Source organism: Oceanobacillus sp. CAU 1775, assembly GCF_054482815.1.
Genome location: NZ_JBTLRO010000012.1, coordinates 43113 through 58281, shown reverse-complemented (window position 1 = coordinate 58281; position 15169 = coordinate 43113). Strand labels below are relative to the sequence as shown.

Annotated in this window: 16 protein-coding genes; 7 read left to right on the top strand and 9 right to left on the bottom strand. The window is 37.1% G+C overall.

What is annotated here, in order from left to right:
- Nucleotides 1–3: 3 nt before the first annotated feature.
- Nucleotides 4–195 (top strand): PspC domain-containing protein, encoded by a 192-nt coding sequence (locus ACXYMZ_RS15635; protein WP_458949339.1) that lies wholly within the window; start codon nucleotides 4–6, stop codon nucleotides 193–195.
- On the opposite strand, the gene eutH is transcribed toward ACXYMZ_RS15635, so the two are convergent.
- Nucleotides 192–1277, bottom strand: coding sequence for an ethanolamine utilization protein EutH (eutH, locus tag ACXYMZ_RS15630; RefSeq protein WP_458949338.1), 1086 nt, complete (start codon nucleotides 1275–1277; stop codon nucleotides 192–194). The two genes, ACXYMZ_RS15635 and eutH, sit on opposite strands and share 4 nt — an antisense overlap.
- Before the next feature lie 345 nt (nucleotides 1278–1622).
- Between eutH and ACXYMZ_RS15625 the strand changes: the two genes are divergently transcribed.
- Nucleotides 1623–1817: a YwbE family protein gene (locus ACXYMZ_RS15625; protein WP_458949337.1), complete on the top strand. Its 195-nt coding sequence runs from the start codon at nucleotides 1623–1625 to the stop codon at nucleotides 1815–1817.
- A 42-nt stretch (nucleotides 1818–1859) separates the two neighbouring features.
- Here the strand turns inward: ACXYMZ_RS15625 and ACXYMZ_RS15620 are convergent, their stop codons facing one another.
- From ACXYMZ_RS15620 to ACXYMZ_RS15605, 4 genes are read right to left on the bottom strand one after another with little or no spacing between them, the layout of a single operon-like run.
- Nucleotides 1860–2612 (bottom strand): PHP domain-containing protein, encoded by a 753-nt coding sequence (locus ACXYMZ_RS15620; RefSeq protein WP_458949336.1) that lies wholly within the window; start codon nucleotides 2610–2612, stop codon nucleotides 1860–1862.
- 27 nt (nucleotides 2613–2639) lie between these two features.
- Nucleotides 2640–3467, bottom strand: a complete 828-nt coding sequence (locus ACXYMZ_RS15615) for an energy-coupling factor transporter transmembrane component T family protein (protein WP_458949335.1) — start codon at nucleotides 3465–3467, stop codon at nucleotides 2640–2642.
- Nucleotides 3451–5169, bottom strand: a complete 1719-nt coding sequence (locus ACXYMZ_RS15610) for an ABC transporter ATP-binding protein (protein ID WP_458949334.1) — start codon at nucleotides 5167–5169, stop codon at nucleotides 3451–3453. Before ACXYMZ_RS15610 ends, ACXYMZ_RS15615 begins: the two co-directional genes overlap by 17 nt.
- Nucleotides 5157–6038 (bottom strand): cell division protein FtsQ, encoded by an 882-nt coding sequence (locus ACXYMZ_RS15605; protein WP_458949333.1) that lies wholly within the window; start codon nucleotides 6036–6038, stop codon nucleotides 5157–5159. The genes ACXYMZ_RS15610 and ACXYMZ_RS15605 overlap by 13 nt, the downstream gene beginning before the upstream one ends.
- Nucleotides 6039–6219: 181 nt before the next feature.
- Here ACXYMZ_RS15605 and ACXYMZ_RS15600 point away from each other — a divergent pair, with 181 nt between their 5' ends.
- The gene (locus ACXYMZ_RS15600) at nucleotides 6220–7056 is read left to right on the top strand and encodes a MurR/RpiR family transcriptional regulator (RefSeq protein WP_458949332.1); all 837 of its coding nucleotides are present in this window, start codon (nucleotides 6220–6222) and stop codon (nucleotides 7054–7056) included.
- 137 nt (nucleotides 7057–7193) lie between these two features.
- Here ACXYMZ_RS15600 and ACXYMZ_RS15595 read toward each other — a convergent pair whose 3' ends face one another.
- The 3 genes from ACXYMZ_RS15595 to ACXYMZ_RS15585 all read right to left on the bottom strand — a co-directional run bounded on the left by ACXYMZ_RS15595 (nucleotide 7194) and on the right by ACXYMZ_RS15585 (nucleotide 9458).
- Complete coding sequence (locus tag ACXYMZ_RS15595; RefSeq protein WP_458949331.1) at nucleotides 7194–7379, bottom strand: hypothetical protein; 186 nt, start codon at nucleotides 7377–7379, stop codon at nucleotides 7194–7196.
- 157 nt (nucleotides 7380–7536) lie between these two features.
- Complete coding sequence (locus ACXYMZ_RS15590; RefSeq protein WP_458949330.1) at nucleotides 7537–7734, bottom strand: DivIVA domain-containing protein; 198 nt, start codon at nucleotides 7732–7734, stop codon at nucleotides 7537–7539.
- A gap of 362 nt (nucleotides 7735–8096) precedes the next feature.
- Nucleotides 8097–9458, bottom strand: a complete 1362-nt coding sequence (locus tag ACXYMZ_RS15585) for an FAD-dependent oxidoreductase (RefSeq protein ID WP_458949329.1) — start codon at nucleotides 9456–9458, stop codon at nucleotides 8097–8099.
- A 243-nt stretch (nucleotides 9459–9701) separates the two neighbouring features.
- Here ACXYMZ_RS15585 and ACXYMZ_RS15580 point away from each other — a divergent pair, with 243 nt between their 5' ends.
- From ACXYMZ_RS15580 to ACXYMZ_RS15565, 4 genes are all read left to right on the top strand, one after another.
- On the top strand, nucleotides 9702–10898 hold the full coding sequence (locus ACXYMZ_RS15580) for a class I SAM-dependent rRNA methyltransferase (RefSeq protein ID WP_458949328.1): 1197 nt from the start codon (nucleotides 9702–9704) through the stop codon (nucleotides 10896–10898).
- Between the two features lie 136 nt (nucleotides 10899–11034).
- A complete protein-coding gene (locus ACXYMZ_RS15575) occupies nucleotides 11035–11340 on the top strand; it encodes a hypothetical protein (RefSeq protein ID WP_458949327.1) in 306 nt (101 codons plus the stop codon).
- A 207-nt stretch (nucleotides 11341–11547) separates the two neighbouring features.
- Nucleotides 11548–12513: an ornithine carbamoyltransferase gene (gene argF, locus ACXYMZ_RS15570; protein ID WP_458949326.1), complete on the top strand. Its 966-nt coding sequence runs from the start codon at nucleotides 11548–11550 to the stop codon at nucleotides 12511–12513.
- A 318-nt stretch (nucleotides 12514–12831) separates the two neighbouring features.
- Entirely contained in the window at nucleotides 12832–13269 is a 438-nt protein-coding gene (locus ACXYMZ_RS15565) for a carboxymuconolactone decarboxylase family protein (protein ID WP_458949377.1), read from the top strand.
- Between the two features lie 134 nt (nucleotides 13270–13403).
- Here ACXYMZ_RS15565 and ACXYMZ_RS15560 read toward each other — a convergent pair whose 3' ends face one another.
- A complete protein-coding gene (locus ACXYMZ_RS15560; RefSeq protein ID WP_458949325.1) occupies nucleotides 13404–15008 on the bottom strand; it encodes an amidohydrolase in 1605 nt (534 codons plus the stop codon).
- Between the last annotated feature and the right edge of the window lie 161 nt (nucleotides 15009–15169).

The following is a 15169-nucleotide window of genomic DNA, read 5'->3' as shown; positions in this document are numbered from 1 at the left end:
AAAATGATTCTTAAGAAAATAAGAAAATCATCAACAAATCGTTCGCTATACGGGGTATGTGGCGGGATTGCGGAGTACTTTGATTTATCTCCTTTTCTCATTCGATTACTATTTATCTTTACGCCGCTACCAATTTCACTGCTAGTTTATATTATTTTAGCAAATATATTAGAAGATAGCCCACCATCCATTTAAGGACGGGGGCTATCTTTTTGCCTATTAAGTATAAAAATTGCAAGCATTACTGCGCTGATTCCACCGAGAAGCTTACTAATAATCATTGCCATCACTAGCTCAGGATTAATTCCTGCTACAAAACCTAAATGACTACCAAAAACGAAAGCAGCACTCACGGCGAAGGCAACATTAATAACCTTTCCTCTAGGGTCCATATCTTTTGTGATTGCCAGCATCGGAATCACATGCGCGAGTGATGCGATTAATCCAGCTGTTGCCGTTTCATTGATACCGATTGCTTTCCCCATTTTTTGGAGTGGTTTTTTCAATGTTCTTGAGATAAATAGGACAAGCGGAAATGCACCAGCTATAAAGATAGCAATTGTTCCAACGATAAGAATTCCCTCTTCTATTGGCGTGAGGTTTGGAATGACAACAAAACCAGTTAGCGTTTCAATGACAATAGCAACTAGCCCAACAATGGCGAGGATTTCTACAAACTTACCAAAAATAGAAAACCCCTTAATCATCATCGTAGGCATTTTCCATAAGCCAATGCCGATGAGCAAGGAAATAAGCATTGTCGGTAAAAGGTTCCTTAGCAACATTTCCACATCAAATCCAGCAATGATTCCTCCAATAAAACTACTAAATGGAAGCGTCATTAACCCAATAAGTATCCCTTGGGAAAAATAGTTGCGATCTTCTTTTTGAATAATCCCAAGTGCAACAGGAATGGTAAAAACAATCGTCGCTCCAATTGTCGTCCCTAGGAAAACCCAAGCAAATAATCCAGCATCAGGATCTAATGCCATTGTTTCAGCTAGGGCATATCCTCCCATATCAATTGCAAGAATTGTATTAGCAAATGTCGATGGATCAGCCCCGAAGAGACCATAAACTGGTGTGATAATTGGCAGAAGAATATCTGCTATCACTGGAGCTAAGGAAATGATTCCTACCATCGCAAGTGCAAGTGAGCCCATCGTCATAATCCCCGCTGTAAATCTTTCACCATATCCTAAGCGGTTTCCAGTTACCTTATCAATAGCACCGATGATAAAAAATAAAACAACGATATAAACAATAATTTGGTCCATCTATACTTGAACTCCATTTCTTTAGAATAGACATATATCTAATATGTAATATTTAATTTCGCGAAATCGCTCCATGTTGCGGCGAAATCGCTCGGTTAGGCAGCAAATCTCTCCATGCCCAGCCGAATTCGCTCCATACTAGCTACACAATCCAAAAAAAAAAACACTCTATGTAAATGATTATAGTATATCAAATCTATTATGATAGCAAAATGAACGCACTGCAAGTGGTATTAAGAGGTAGTGGCTCGTAAATAAGGAGTATGGTGCTTTTCTTTTCTCAATATTTAAGATAAAGTTACAAAGTAGAAAGTATAGATCGCGTTAGAGGAAGGAAAGATAGTTATGGACGGAACGAAAAGAGAATATATAAAAATCGGCTCACAAGTAAAAGTTGTTCAAAAGCAGGATCAGCGTACTGGCAAGTTAACGGAAGGCATTGTCGCGAGAATCCTTACTAATTCTGCAACACATCCTCATGGAATTAAAGTAATGTTAGAGAATAAAATCGTAGGTCGCGTAAAGGAAGTAATTGAATAGAAAAAACATCGATCATCAGGCTACCTGATGATCGATGTTTTTTTAGCGGATTTCCAGTTCTTGTTTGATCGCTTTCTTAATTTCTTTTGCTGCTGTTACTTTTTCAGGTAAATCAGAAGATACCTTAGTTTGATAGTTTCCAGTTCGAATTGCTTCTCGTAAGTCATCGATTGTCTGGCATTCCGGGAAATCATTCACTATCGCACCATATTGTAAATAGTGGTGGGTATCACTCCCACCGACAATAGGGATTTCGTAGTTAGTCGCAAAGGCACGTACTCTATCCTCAATTTCTGGACCATACGTGAATAGATCTTTCCCATTCAAATCAAATGCATCAAATTGCTTTAATACACCAGTATCATGATGCACCCAAGGAGTCGATTCACGTAATGGATGGGCACCAATTTTCAATAAATTAAAACCTTCAATAAGGGAAATCAAGTCCTTAACTGGAATGAAATTTTCTTCCTCGTGAAATGGAAGCAATAGGCGTGCTATCGTTAAGATATCCTCACGAGCACCAATAAGGAGAAAGTGGCCATTTTCTAATACATCCACTTCTAACCCACAGAATACTTTTACCCCTTCGACTAGATAGTACTCTTCTTCATAGGCAAATTCATTCTGAAGCATTTCATATAATTCGATGATATTCGTGGAGTTGAAATGCTCGGTAATTGCAACAGCATCAAGCCCACTTGTTTTTGCATTTTGTATTTTCTCTTTAAAACCTTCTAGTGAAACGGTTATTTTTTTAGATAAATTAGCATGGGTGTGAAAGTCAATATGCATGTAAACAGCTCCTCATTTAATTTTTCCTTAGGATGGATAGGTCGATCCGAACCATAAAATAACTAGAAGGATCGCTAGTTGTGAAATAATAAAAACATATTCTTTTTTTCTAAGCTTTAGGTAAGAAAGTTTTTGTTTTTTTGCTTCTTTATTATGCAAAGAATACGAAAAACCTCGTACTTCAAGCGCTTCAACTGTAAGCCTTGTCCGTTTAGCTACGTTTAGCATTAATGGATAGAAAGACTTGACGATGACTTTAATATAATAGTAAACAATCCGCCATTTGAGAAAACCGTGATTCTCTGGTGTTTTTCCACGTAATCGGTAAGATTGGAAGATTTGTTGGTATTCATCTAATAGAATTGGTAGCATCCGAAATGCATAAGAGACAGCAAAGCTAAATTGTGCTGGCAAACCTAAGCTCAAAAGACCGTCACTCAATTTCTCTGGGCTCATACTTGCAAATACGGAGACGCTCGCAATCGACATGATAAAAATTTTCATTGATAAGGTAAGGAGTGGCATGACAGCATCAAGTGACCCGCCACCAAAAAACCATGTGACGACAAATATAGTAAATAGCTCGGTTACAATTCCAATACCGAGTAAAGTCAGGATGAGAGGACTTACTCTAGATATAACAGCGAGAAATGCTGTATATACAATAATGGTTATTAGAATTGTATTGTTAAAAGTGAACCAGGGTAAGAGACTAACAATGAGGTACCAAAAGATGAGTACCCGTGCATCGATTTTTGCAAAATAAACATCTGGTTTTCCGAAAGCTGTTTTGATTAACTCAAGTTTTATTGTTTCTACATTGAGCACGTCTTTCACTTTAGCCGTTAGATCCATCGACATGCTCCTCCTTGATCCGTCCAACAAACTCGTTAACAGATAATGCAGATTGAATGTTTAAAGCAAGACTGAGTTCCGCAATCTGTGGTAATTTAAGTCCTGCATTTTTCCAAACGTCTACACGATCAAATAAAGACTTTGGTGTTCCATCAAAAATTATTTTTCCTTGTTCCATAACGATTACTCTTGTTGCCCATTCTGCGACAAGCTGCATGTCATGTGTTGCAATCATGACCGTTTTTACCCTGTCGCGAATGGAATGGAGGATATCTATTAAATGTTTGCGGTTACCAATATCTAGACTAGCTGTTGGTTCGTCAAGCATCATAACAGTTGGCATCATCGCTAGCCCAATCGCAACAGAAGATCTTCTCTGCTGTCCACCACTTAAGAGTCTTCCATCCAGTGGTAGCAAGTGTTCCATATTCAAAGACTTCGCGATATGATTGTATATCTCTTCCTGTTTGATTTTCCGCTCATCACCATAGAAAGTAATATCATTTTGAATCGTATCTTGGATAAACATTTCTTCTGGGTTCTGATAAATATAAGAGATATAGCTTGAGAGCTTTTCGACTGGAGTTTTTAACACATTTACTCCATCAACTGTAATCTCACCTTGATTTGGTTTAATAATCCCAGCGAGACTTTTCATTAACGTTGTCTTTCCAGCGCCATTATTTCCGACGACTGCGACGCGATCTCCTTCGTATAACATCATTTCATCGACATCCAGCACTGTTCTCCGTTCCTTATTTAGAAGCTTCACCTCGTGTTTGATATCTCGAACGGATAGGATTGCTGAATTCGTTGTACGCAGGTTAGGTTTATATTGATTCGGATCAGGATAAAAATAATAGCCCTTAAAATAATCGATGGCTTCCTCGACCGTAATCGGTAGTTCCTCAGTTGTTTTAAAATCATTTAATAACATTGCCGCTTGAGTTACTTGAGGAGGATAAATTTGCGCTTCTTGTAGTTCAGAAATATTTAATAATCCTCTTCTAACATCCTCATGCCATTTCACTTTTCCATTTTCTATAAGTGCAACTTGCTTACAATAATTCGCAATAAACTCTGTATGATGCTCAATCGTGATAATTGTTTTACCTAGCTCTTCATTAAGATATTTTAGTTTCTCATAAATATCTGTGGCATGTTGCGGATCAAGCTGTGCAACTGGTTCATCAATGATAAGCACTTCTGGGTTCAGAGCTAAGGCTCCAGCAAGTGCTGTTAAATGTTTTTCTCCTCCACTTAATTCCCAGATTGTTTTATCTTTTAAATGTGCAATTCCAATGAGTTCCAATGCTGCTAATGCCTTCTCCTGATGATCGGGGTAACCGAAGTTTAGCGGGGCAAAAGCGACATCTTCAAGGACTGTTAATTTCATTAATTGATTTTGAAAGTCTTGATAAACGTAGCCAACATGATGACTTAATGTTGCGACGGGTTGCTCTGTCACAGGTCTGCCCTCTACGATTACTTCTCCACCATAGTCACCGGAGAAATAATGGGGGATAAGGCCATTCATTGTCTTACAAATTGTTGACTTCCCACTTCCATTACCACCAATAATCGCCAGAAAGTCGCCTTTTCTAATCGTTAAATTAGCACCATTAAGGACTGGCTCCTTTGCACCTGGATACTGATAGTACACGTCTTTCACTTCAATAATAGGTTGATTTAAGCTGACCATTTGTTTCGATCCTTTTTATTTTTTTGGGATAATTTCACAGCAAAGAAAATTACAAGGAAAGCAATAATTGCTGCAGCAGATATCGGTAACCAGATAAATCCATCACCGAATTGTTCTAGGAATTCCGGTTCCCACACGGCAAAGTTAATATCCATCGTCGCCATAAACTCAGCAACCAGTCCGACAAAACTAAGGAAAATAGCGATAATAACTAGTCGTGCTGAAATAAATTCAGTTATGGAGGCTTTTTCATTTTTATCACGTGGGTTCATTCCCATAAGAGGTTCGATTTTTCCGTATAACTTCGGCAATAAATAAAGGATTGGGATTAAACCAAAGAGTACGCCAGAAATAATCATATTATTAACGAAATCGAATGCTTCAATTGCTAGAATACTTTCAGGTAAACCTGTAACAGCTTCTAATTCTTCCACTCCAAACCATACTTTTCCAATATCAACAATAGCTCCTAAAATCTGATCAATAGCTACTGCAACTAGCACCGCGATTCCAATTTGCTTCCGGTTCGTCGGGTCTCTTACAAGTAGACCACCAATATAGAATGCTAATGTTATTTGAAGAAAACCTTCAAGTTCACCTAGCCCACCAAAATCTCCAAGTAATAAATCTCCAAAGATTATTGCACCGAGTGATGCTCCAAGTGCAGCATAGAGCGGATGAAACAGTATAACAAGAATCATAGGAACAAATGCCATATACGAAATAGATAAATCAACAGGGCCGATTTCAAACTCTGGAAGTAATTCTGTAAATAAACTTGCAAGACCATTAAGCGACATTGCCAGAATGAAAATCATCATTTTCTGGGATTGTGTATACTCCCTTTTACTAACTAAATTGTTGGACATAAGTATTTCCCCCTCTTATTTGGTAGTATCTTCATCATAATCCTTCATCATTAATAGAGTGTTAGTACTCTGTAAAGAGGGTGTGAATTAAAGTAAGAAAACTTAAAATATGAAAATAAATTTACATTCATAGTAGAAATTAAGACGTATAATGAAGTTAGTAATGAGGGAGGTTGTTAAATTGGCTTTTCAATTCGATATCGATAAATCTCAGTTATCAGCAAAACATCAACAGGTTTTAGAAATTGTTGAGAGAAAAGGATTTAAGATTGCCTATATGTCCATCGGAGATATTGCAATGGAAGCAGGAGTGAGCACAGCGACTGTGTCTAGGTTCTGGGTATTAATGGGGTTTCGTAATATTAAAGATTTTAAAAATCATGTAAAAAAGCGAATCGAGACAACACCAGAGAATAAACTAAAAAACTTTATGCTTGATATTGGTAGTGATGATTTATTTGACCGTGTAATTGAACAGCATTATGGATACTTATTCCAAACACATTCTCATTTGAGTCGAAAAGATTTAAATGCATCTGTCTCTAAAATTATGGAGGCTAGAAAGGTATTTATTCACGCACCATCTTCTTCCGAGGGATTAGGAAGTTTACTAAGACACCGTTTAAAACGATTTGGTATTACTGTAGAAAAGATAGCAAAAAGTGGTCATGAAATTTTTGAATCCATGATTCATTTTCAGCCAGATGATGTAATTGTAATTTTTCAATTTGTAAAGCTTTTACCAGAATCAAAAGCAATTCTTGATTATGCAAATGAACTTGGGATTAAAACGATATTGTTTACAGACCAGCTTATTGCCGATATGAATGAACTTGCAGATTATGTGTTATATGCTGATCGTGGGGATACTTGGGAGTTCCATTCGATGGTGGCACCGATGACTGTTGTCGAGACACTTGTCATGTTAGTTGGGCAGAAGTTGGAAGAAAAATCGTTAGGTGGCCTAGAAAAGCTGAGTGAGTTAAGGAGTAAATATGGAGATATCGTCCCGAATTGATGTTACTGTATTTAAAAGTAGAGGTGGAATGATGGGGGGATCAGTACTTATGGTAAATTGTCATTGATATCCCTTGCTATCTAACCTATATAAAACAAAAAAAGCTCGGATTTTAATATGAGCTTTTTTACGTGAAGTTATTTATCCTTATCCAAAAGTAACCGATCTAATTTCTCTTCAATTCTATCCAACTGCTTATTTTTACTGTTTTTTAGTATAAATACTATTACTCCTACAATGATTGCAACAAAAATAAATAAAAAAATGAGAGATACCATCATATCTCCAAATCTGAATCCACTCAGAGATGCTAAAAGAAACATTATAAATCCCCCCTTTTGCTTGCTCAAATTCATAAATCTGCCCTGTCACTAGATGTATATTTATTCTAACATAAATAATCAGAATACCTTATCTTTCATTTTTTACAATAAAACCCCATAAAAAAAGCACTGTAGTTACAGTGCGAAACTACTAATCTTATTTATATCCATAACCCTTTTTCAACTCATCTATTTCAAGATTCAAACGTTCGATTTCTCTATTATAAGCCGCATAATCTTGTGCAACGCTGTCTATAAATTCTTCTACATCATCTTGGTTATAACCTCGGAATGACTGTCTGAATCGCACTTCCATGACACTTTCCAAAGAAAAATTAAATGGATCTTTACTCACTATCTCACCCCTTAAAAAGCTTCACTATATAATTTATTACTATGGTATACCCTTTTTCAATTGTGTTCCACTATTTAGAAGAAAGCGTTGTTAAAGTTCAATTTTGTTTTGAGGGGAAACCCGCTTCGGAAATATACTACGCTTTCCGCGGGCGGCTGGTGAGCTTCCTCGCACGCTTCGCGTACTGCGGGATCTCACCCATGCCTCTCTTCCCGCTGGAGTCTCCGTATATTTCCGAAGCTCAATTTAAACTTCTTATTTCTTATTGGATGAAATATCAACAGTAAGCTTTAATATAGCCTAGAAGAAAAATAGAATTTCACATGCACCGTACAGTAAGCCACTCTCAGTCCTTTTCGTCATTAATCAAATTTCTTAAACAAATCATTTAAACCCTCACTCATTGTCGGGTGGGTGAAGATATTGTCACGAAGGAAGGTGTAGGGCAGTTTTGCTTCGATTGCTACACGTACAATATTAATCATTTCACTTGAAGCGGCACAAAATAGTGTACAACCGAGAATTTCTTTCGTGCTAGGGTCGATTAACGCTTTTAGTAAACCTGTAGGCTGTTTGTTAATTTTAGTTCTCGGAATTGCTGCTGCAGGCATTGTCACTACTTGATAATCAATATTTTCCTCTTTTGCTGTTTTTTCATTTAGTCCAACATGAGAAAGGGGAGGCTCAATGAAAACGGAATAGGGAACATTTTTTCGTGAATCCAAAGTATATGTTCCTTCACCAAAAATTTGGTCACGTAAAATGCGATAATCATCAAGTGAAATATACGTAAATTGCGGTCCTCCATTAACATCACCAACTGCCCATATATGCTCCACACTTGTTTTTAAATTTGCATCCACTACGATTGCGCCCTTGTCATCGAGTTTGATCCCAGCCTTATCCAAGTCAAGATCCCCTGTATTTGGCTTCCGTCCAGTAGCGAGCAGTAATGCAGAACCAGTTATCTCATTTTTTTGTCCGCTGCTATTTTCGTAAGTAATATGAATACCTTTTGACTTATCAGCCACAGCAGTTACCTTACTATCAGGGATAATTTTAATATTACGTTCGATAAATGTTTTCTTCACTGATTCGGCGATATCACGATCTTCATTTTTCATAAATTCATCCGAGCTATCAATGATTGTAACTTTCGATCCGAGGGCCTCATATAGACTTGCGAATTCAAGTCCAATATAGCCGCCACCGGCGATAATAAGTTCCTCTGGTAATTCTGTTACTTCCTGTAACTCTGTTGATGTATATATATTCTGCGATTCTTCTATGCCTTTAATCGGTGGAATGACAGGCTTCGAACCTGTATTAATAATAAAGTGTCTTGCCGCAAGCTCCATTGTCTCCGTCGCAGATTTTAATTGAATGTGTTTGTCAGAAAGAAAAGATGCTTTCGCTGTATAAATTGTAACTGCTTCTTCATCTTCGAGGTTTTTATAATTAGCCTCTCTAAGCTTCGCAGTAACATTATTTTTATTCTCAATTGCTTGTTTATAAAAATCTGAGGCATCCTCGTTTTCACTTTTTTCTTGTGCTTGGTGGATAAGATATTTTGTAGGGATGCAAGCAATATTAATGCATGTACCTCCATACATTTTATTAGATTCTTCTATCATCGCAACGCTTTTTCCTTGTTGTGCTAAATCCTTTGCTAATGTTTTTCCACCTTTCCCGAAACCAATTATAATATAATCAAAAATCTTCATTTCATCCGTCCTTTCTATAGAATCTATTGCCGATATCGCTTGAAATTAAACAAATAGAGCATTCTTTGTTACGATAGTGTAGAAGTTGTGAAATGCTGAAGTTCACAGGGATGTCGCCGAAGTTCACTGGGTGACCACTTGAAGTTCACAAGTTACTATCCGAAGTTCACATATTTTCAGCTGAAGTTCACAATTCCAACAAGCGAAACCAATACTCAATAAAATGTAGAATGGATGATTCAAATGCAAGATGTAATTACTTTAAAAATAAACCAAAAGAAATTAAAAGCTTATCAAAATAAATTTCCATTAATAAATCGTGACGCCATTGAAAATGACTATGCTTTAAAAGAAGAGGGTGCATTGTTAGAATTAGTAGATCCTCAAGGGAAGTACCTAGCTACAGGATATTACGGGCTTCAAAATAAAGGAATCGGCTGGGTGTTGAGTTGGGACCAAAATGAAAAGATAAATCAGGCATATTTCAAACGAAAAATTCAAGCTGCAGTTGAAAAGCGTAAATCCCTTTATGAAGATACAGAAACGACAGGGTTTCGTATTTTTAATGGAGAAGGGGACGGCATTGGTGGCCTAACTATAGATTATTTTGCCGATTATTACTTAATTAGTTGGTATAGCGTTGGCATTTATACGTTTCGGGAAAAGATTCTTTCTGCAATCGAAGAGCTATTAGATTATAAAGCAATTTATGAGAAAAAACGTTTTGCAACAAAAGGACAATATGTGGAAGATGATGATTTTGTTAAAGGTGAGAGAGCTGATTTCCCATTAATTATTAAAGAAAATGGAATGAATTTTGCAGTTGATTTGAATGATGGAGCGATGGTTGGAATTTTTCTTGACCAGAGGAATGTACGAAAAGCCATTCGCGATAAATATGCTAAAGGGAAAAAAGTGTTAAATACTTTCTCTTATACAGGTGCTTTTTCCGTTGCTGCAAAACTTGGAGGAGCTAGTCATACGACGAGTGTTGATTTAGCCAAACGTAGTAGACCTCTCACGGAGGAGCAGTTTGGAGTAAATGAAATTGATAGTGCTTCTCAGGATATTGTAGTGATGGATGTGTTTGATTATTTCAGATATGCAAAGCGAAAGGAATTTCTTTTTGACCTTGTTATCTTAGATCCACCAAGTTTTGCTCGTTCTAAGAAAAGAAATTTCAGTACGGCAAAAGATTATCCATGGCTTATCGAAGAAACCCTTGCAATTACAGCGAAGAATGGAGTAATTGTCGCATCAACGAATACTGCAACATTTGGAATGGATAAATTCAAAAAGCTCATTGATCAAGGTTTTAAGAATGCAAACAGTAATTATCAAATTCTAGAGACCTATTCACTGCCAGAGGACTTTGCAGTAGGTAAGAAATATAAAGAAGGTAACTACTTGAAAGTGTTATTTATTAAAAAACTAATTTAAGAGAAACGCAAAAAGCATTGAAGGACCTATCGTTCTTTCTATGCTTTTTTCTCCTTTAAAATAAAAACACAGAGAATTTGAAACATCATAGGTCTAATCACGACTAATCAGTAGATAAGCAAAGGGGGATGAGATAATGCGTGTACCTGAAAGAAAAAATATAAAAACTAGGTTTATTTATGTATTTTTCATTGAAATTTTATTAGCTGCCTGCGGGAATCCAGAACCTAAAGTTACAGAATCAGAAGCTGAATCGCTTGTACTCCAGTATCTTACGGAAGATCGTATGAAAAATGAAGATGATATAAAAATTAAGTCTATTACGAACAACAAGGGAGAGTATATCATCAAATGGGAAGTCGACGAACATTGTGAATTTGGTTCATTTAAAATCGATGATCAAAATGGGGAGTTTTTAGAAGCTGAAGAAACACTGTGTTAAAAGCATAGAAAGCATCATCTAATTTGTTCATTCTCAACCTGACTTGCAGCCAATAAACATGTTTAATAAACCCAGTAAAAGGAATAGTTATTTAACGATAATTAACAAACAATAAAATTATGGATTTTTTGTTCATAAAAAGTCTTGCATATTTATTAATTATATTGCATAATAATACAAACACTATAACTTTGGGGGAATTAACTTATGGCTGCGCCGGTTTGGAAAATGAAATTTAAAACAAATGAATTAAAAGGGAAAGACTTATTAACACTTTTGGAGTATACACCTGAACAAATAAACTACTTATTAGAGCTTGCTCATTTTATAAAAAAACAAAAGCAACAAGGGATTCCTTTTGAACCTATGAAAGGAAAAGTACTTGGAATGATCTTTGAAAAATCCTCTACTAGAACACGGGTGTCTTTTGAAGCTGGAATGGCACAACTTGGAGGGCAAGCAATATTCTTAAGTTCAAAGGATATTCAGCTTAGTCGTGGGGAAACAATTTCTGATACGGCAAGAGTTTTATCCGGATACCTAGATGGCGTAATGATTCGAACATTTGGTCATGAAATCCTAGAAGAATTTGCTGCTTATGCGAGTGTTCCAGTGATTAATGGATTAACGGATTTACATCATCCTTGTCAGGCAATCGCTGATTTACAAACCATACAAGAAGTCAAGGGAACTTTAAAGGGTAAAAAAATAGCTTATCTAGGCGATGGAAATAATATGACGCATTCATTAATGATTGCTGCGGCACAAATGGGAATGGACTTTTCTGTAGCCGCACCTGAAGGATATTTTCCTAATGAAGAGGTAACAGAAACAACAAAAGAACTTGCAGCCAAGCATGGCGCAACAATCTCTGTAACGACAGATCCTATTAAAGCTGTAGAGAATGCTGATATTATTTATACAGATGTTTGGGCAAGCATGGGGCAAGAGGCCGAGCAGGAAGAGCGTAAAAATATATTTGCTGATTATCAAGTAAATGAAGCGCTTCTATCTAAAGCGAAGTCTGATGTGACCTTTATGCATTGTTTGCCAGCACACCGTGGGGAAGAGGTTACGGAAGAAGTATTAGAAGGAAAACACTCGGTAGTTTTCCAACAAGCAGAAAACCGTCTTCATGCTCAGAAAGCATTGATGACAGCGTTAATGAGCTAATATAAGTTAGATGAATCTATTTGGAGACATAATTCAGTGATGAATTGGAGTCTCCATTTTTGTTTTTCAATAGCATATAAATCAAAAGTTACGCATAAATTTATGAGATGTTTTTATGAGATGAAAGTTAATATACTTAAAGTACAGCGATATTGAAAATGAGGGCTCGAGATAAGTAGATGACAGATTCTTATAAAACACACAACCAATTTAACTATTCGAATCATCCTTTTCAAAATGGCAACTAAAAAGAAAAGAGGAATTTAAATGAGTAAACTTATTAGCAAAGGCATTGTAAGAGGAGCAGGATTAATGAATATGGAAAATAGAATAAATTATTTCAAAGTGGCACCAAAAGCATTAGAAAAAGTTATGGAATTGGAGAAATACACTCGAAAAACATCAATTGATAAAAATTTGAGGGAATTAATCAAGATTCGAGTATCGCAAATTAATGGTTGTCTATATTGTTTGGATATGCATACAAAGGCAGCAAGGAAATTAAAAGTAACAGATGAGCAGATTGATCAATTGGAAACCTGGGATGAAGCAAATATATACAGTCTAAAAGAAAAATTGGCATTTGAATTAGCAGAAAATGTGACACTTATTGCGGAAAAAGGGGTCAATGATGAACTTTATCAACGCGTAAGAGAACACTACGATGAAAAAGAATTTGTAGACTTAATTATGATAATAAATCAAATTAATATGTGGAACAGAATAGGGATTTCCATGGGGAATACAGTAAAATAACAGACTACTAATTTTAAATGAAATTGAACATAAAAAAATCGCACTTTTTTGCAGCAGTATAGTTACATTTTAATAAATGAAACTCACAGACTTGGAATGTAAAGTCTGTGAGTTTTTCATATCGTGTATATTTACTAATTTCGATCAGAATCCCACTTCACTTCTCCACCGATAATCGTTTTATCTATCTTGAGGGTGAGGAGTTGGTCTGGGTCTTCGAACTCGAATGGATTCGTACTGTATACAGTCATGTCTGCAAGTTTTCCTCTTGCAATCGTGCCTTTGATTGTTTCTTCGTTTGTTGCATAGGCAGCGTATTCTGTGAAGAGTTTGAAAGCTTCAGTTACGGTCAGTATCTCTTTTGGATTGTACACTGTATGATCGTCGCCAGGCGTTTTTCTAGTTATAGCTGCATGGATACCGAGAAGTGGGCTAACTGGTTCCACTGGTGCGTCGGATCCTCCAGCACAAATGATGCCTGCATCGAGCAAGGTTTTCCAAGCATAGGACTGATTAACTCGCTTTTCACCAAGTCGGTCCTGGACCCAAGGAAAATCACTTGCTAAAAATCGCGGTTGGATATCGGCAATACGTGAAGGACTTTTAAGCCTGCTAAGAAGTCGTTCGGGTACATACGGAACATGGATAATCCGATCTCTTAGTGCCACGCTTGGGAATTGGTCGAGTACGTCCAACACGGTCTCCAGCGCCTGGTCCCCAATCGCATGAATAGCCACAGGGAAATGTAGTTCTCTTGCACGGCGCACAATATCTGTCAGTCCTTCTTTATCAAACATTGCATCCCCAACGTTCCCAGGATCGTCACTGTAAGGTTCGGATAAAAGTGCTGTTCTTCTACCAAAAGCACCATCAGCAAACAGTTTGATAGCACCGATTTTCAAGGTATTACTCCCGAGGCCAGCAAACATCCTATTCTCTTTAAGGTCATCAATAAACTCATGGTTGATTAATAGATTTGCCCGGAGGCCGAGTGCTTCTCCATGAAGCAGCTGGTCATAGATTTGATAGGTCTGTTGGAGGCCACCAAGGAAAAGTGGATCATTCGTATGTACACTGGTCAATCCTTGGCTGAGCGCATATTGAATCGCCTGTCGCATCGCATCTATCCACTTATCGTAAGAACGTGCAGGAATATGTTGTGAAACAATTCCTGATGCTGATTCAAGCAAAAGTCCAGTCGGCTCTTTCGTCGTTTCATCCAGAACAATCGTCCCACCATCTGGCACATGCATGTCAGCATGATATTGACTTACGCGTAGAGCATTCGAATTTGTGACCGAAGCATGCCGGCAAATACGATGTAGCAGGAGCGGATGATCCGGTGCTACATCATCTAGTTCTTGAATGCTTGGAATGGTGCCGTCTGTAAACAGATTTTCATCCCAGTTACCACCAGTAAGCCATTCGCCAGGTGCAAGGGTTTTAGCTTTTTCACTAATTTTATCAAGCATCCCTTGCTTCGAACGAACGCCAGTAAGGTCAAGGTTTACAAAACTGTCAGCAACCATGGATAGGTGCAGGTGACTGTCCGTAAGCCCTGGTGATGCGGATTTTCCCTCGAGGTCAATAATTTCCGTGTCGGATGTTTTCCATAAAGAGAGCATTTGATCCGTATCTCCCATATCAATAAAAAAACCATTTTCGGTCACTACTGATTGTACGGTTGGTTGAATAGAATTAAATGTGTATATGCGACCATTTACAAATATCTTTCTCATCTTCATCCCTCCGTGAAAATTTCCTGAACTGTGGTTTATAGCTTATGTTATCAATCTCATCTTACGAGTCTAGTTTTATTATAAAGGAAGAAGTGATGGTTGGGAAAGGTTAATACCGATGAGTTGGTAGCATTCAAATTATATTTGTTTAAAAGAAAAAC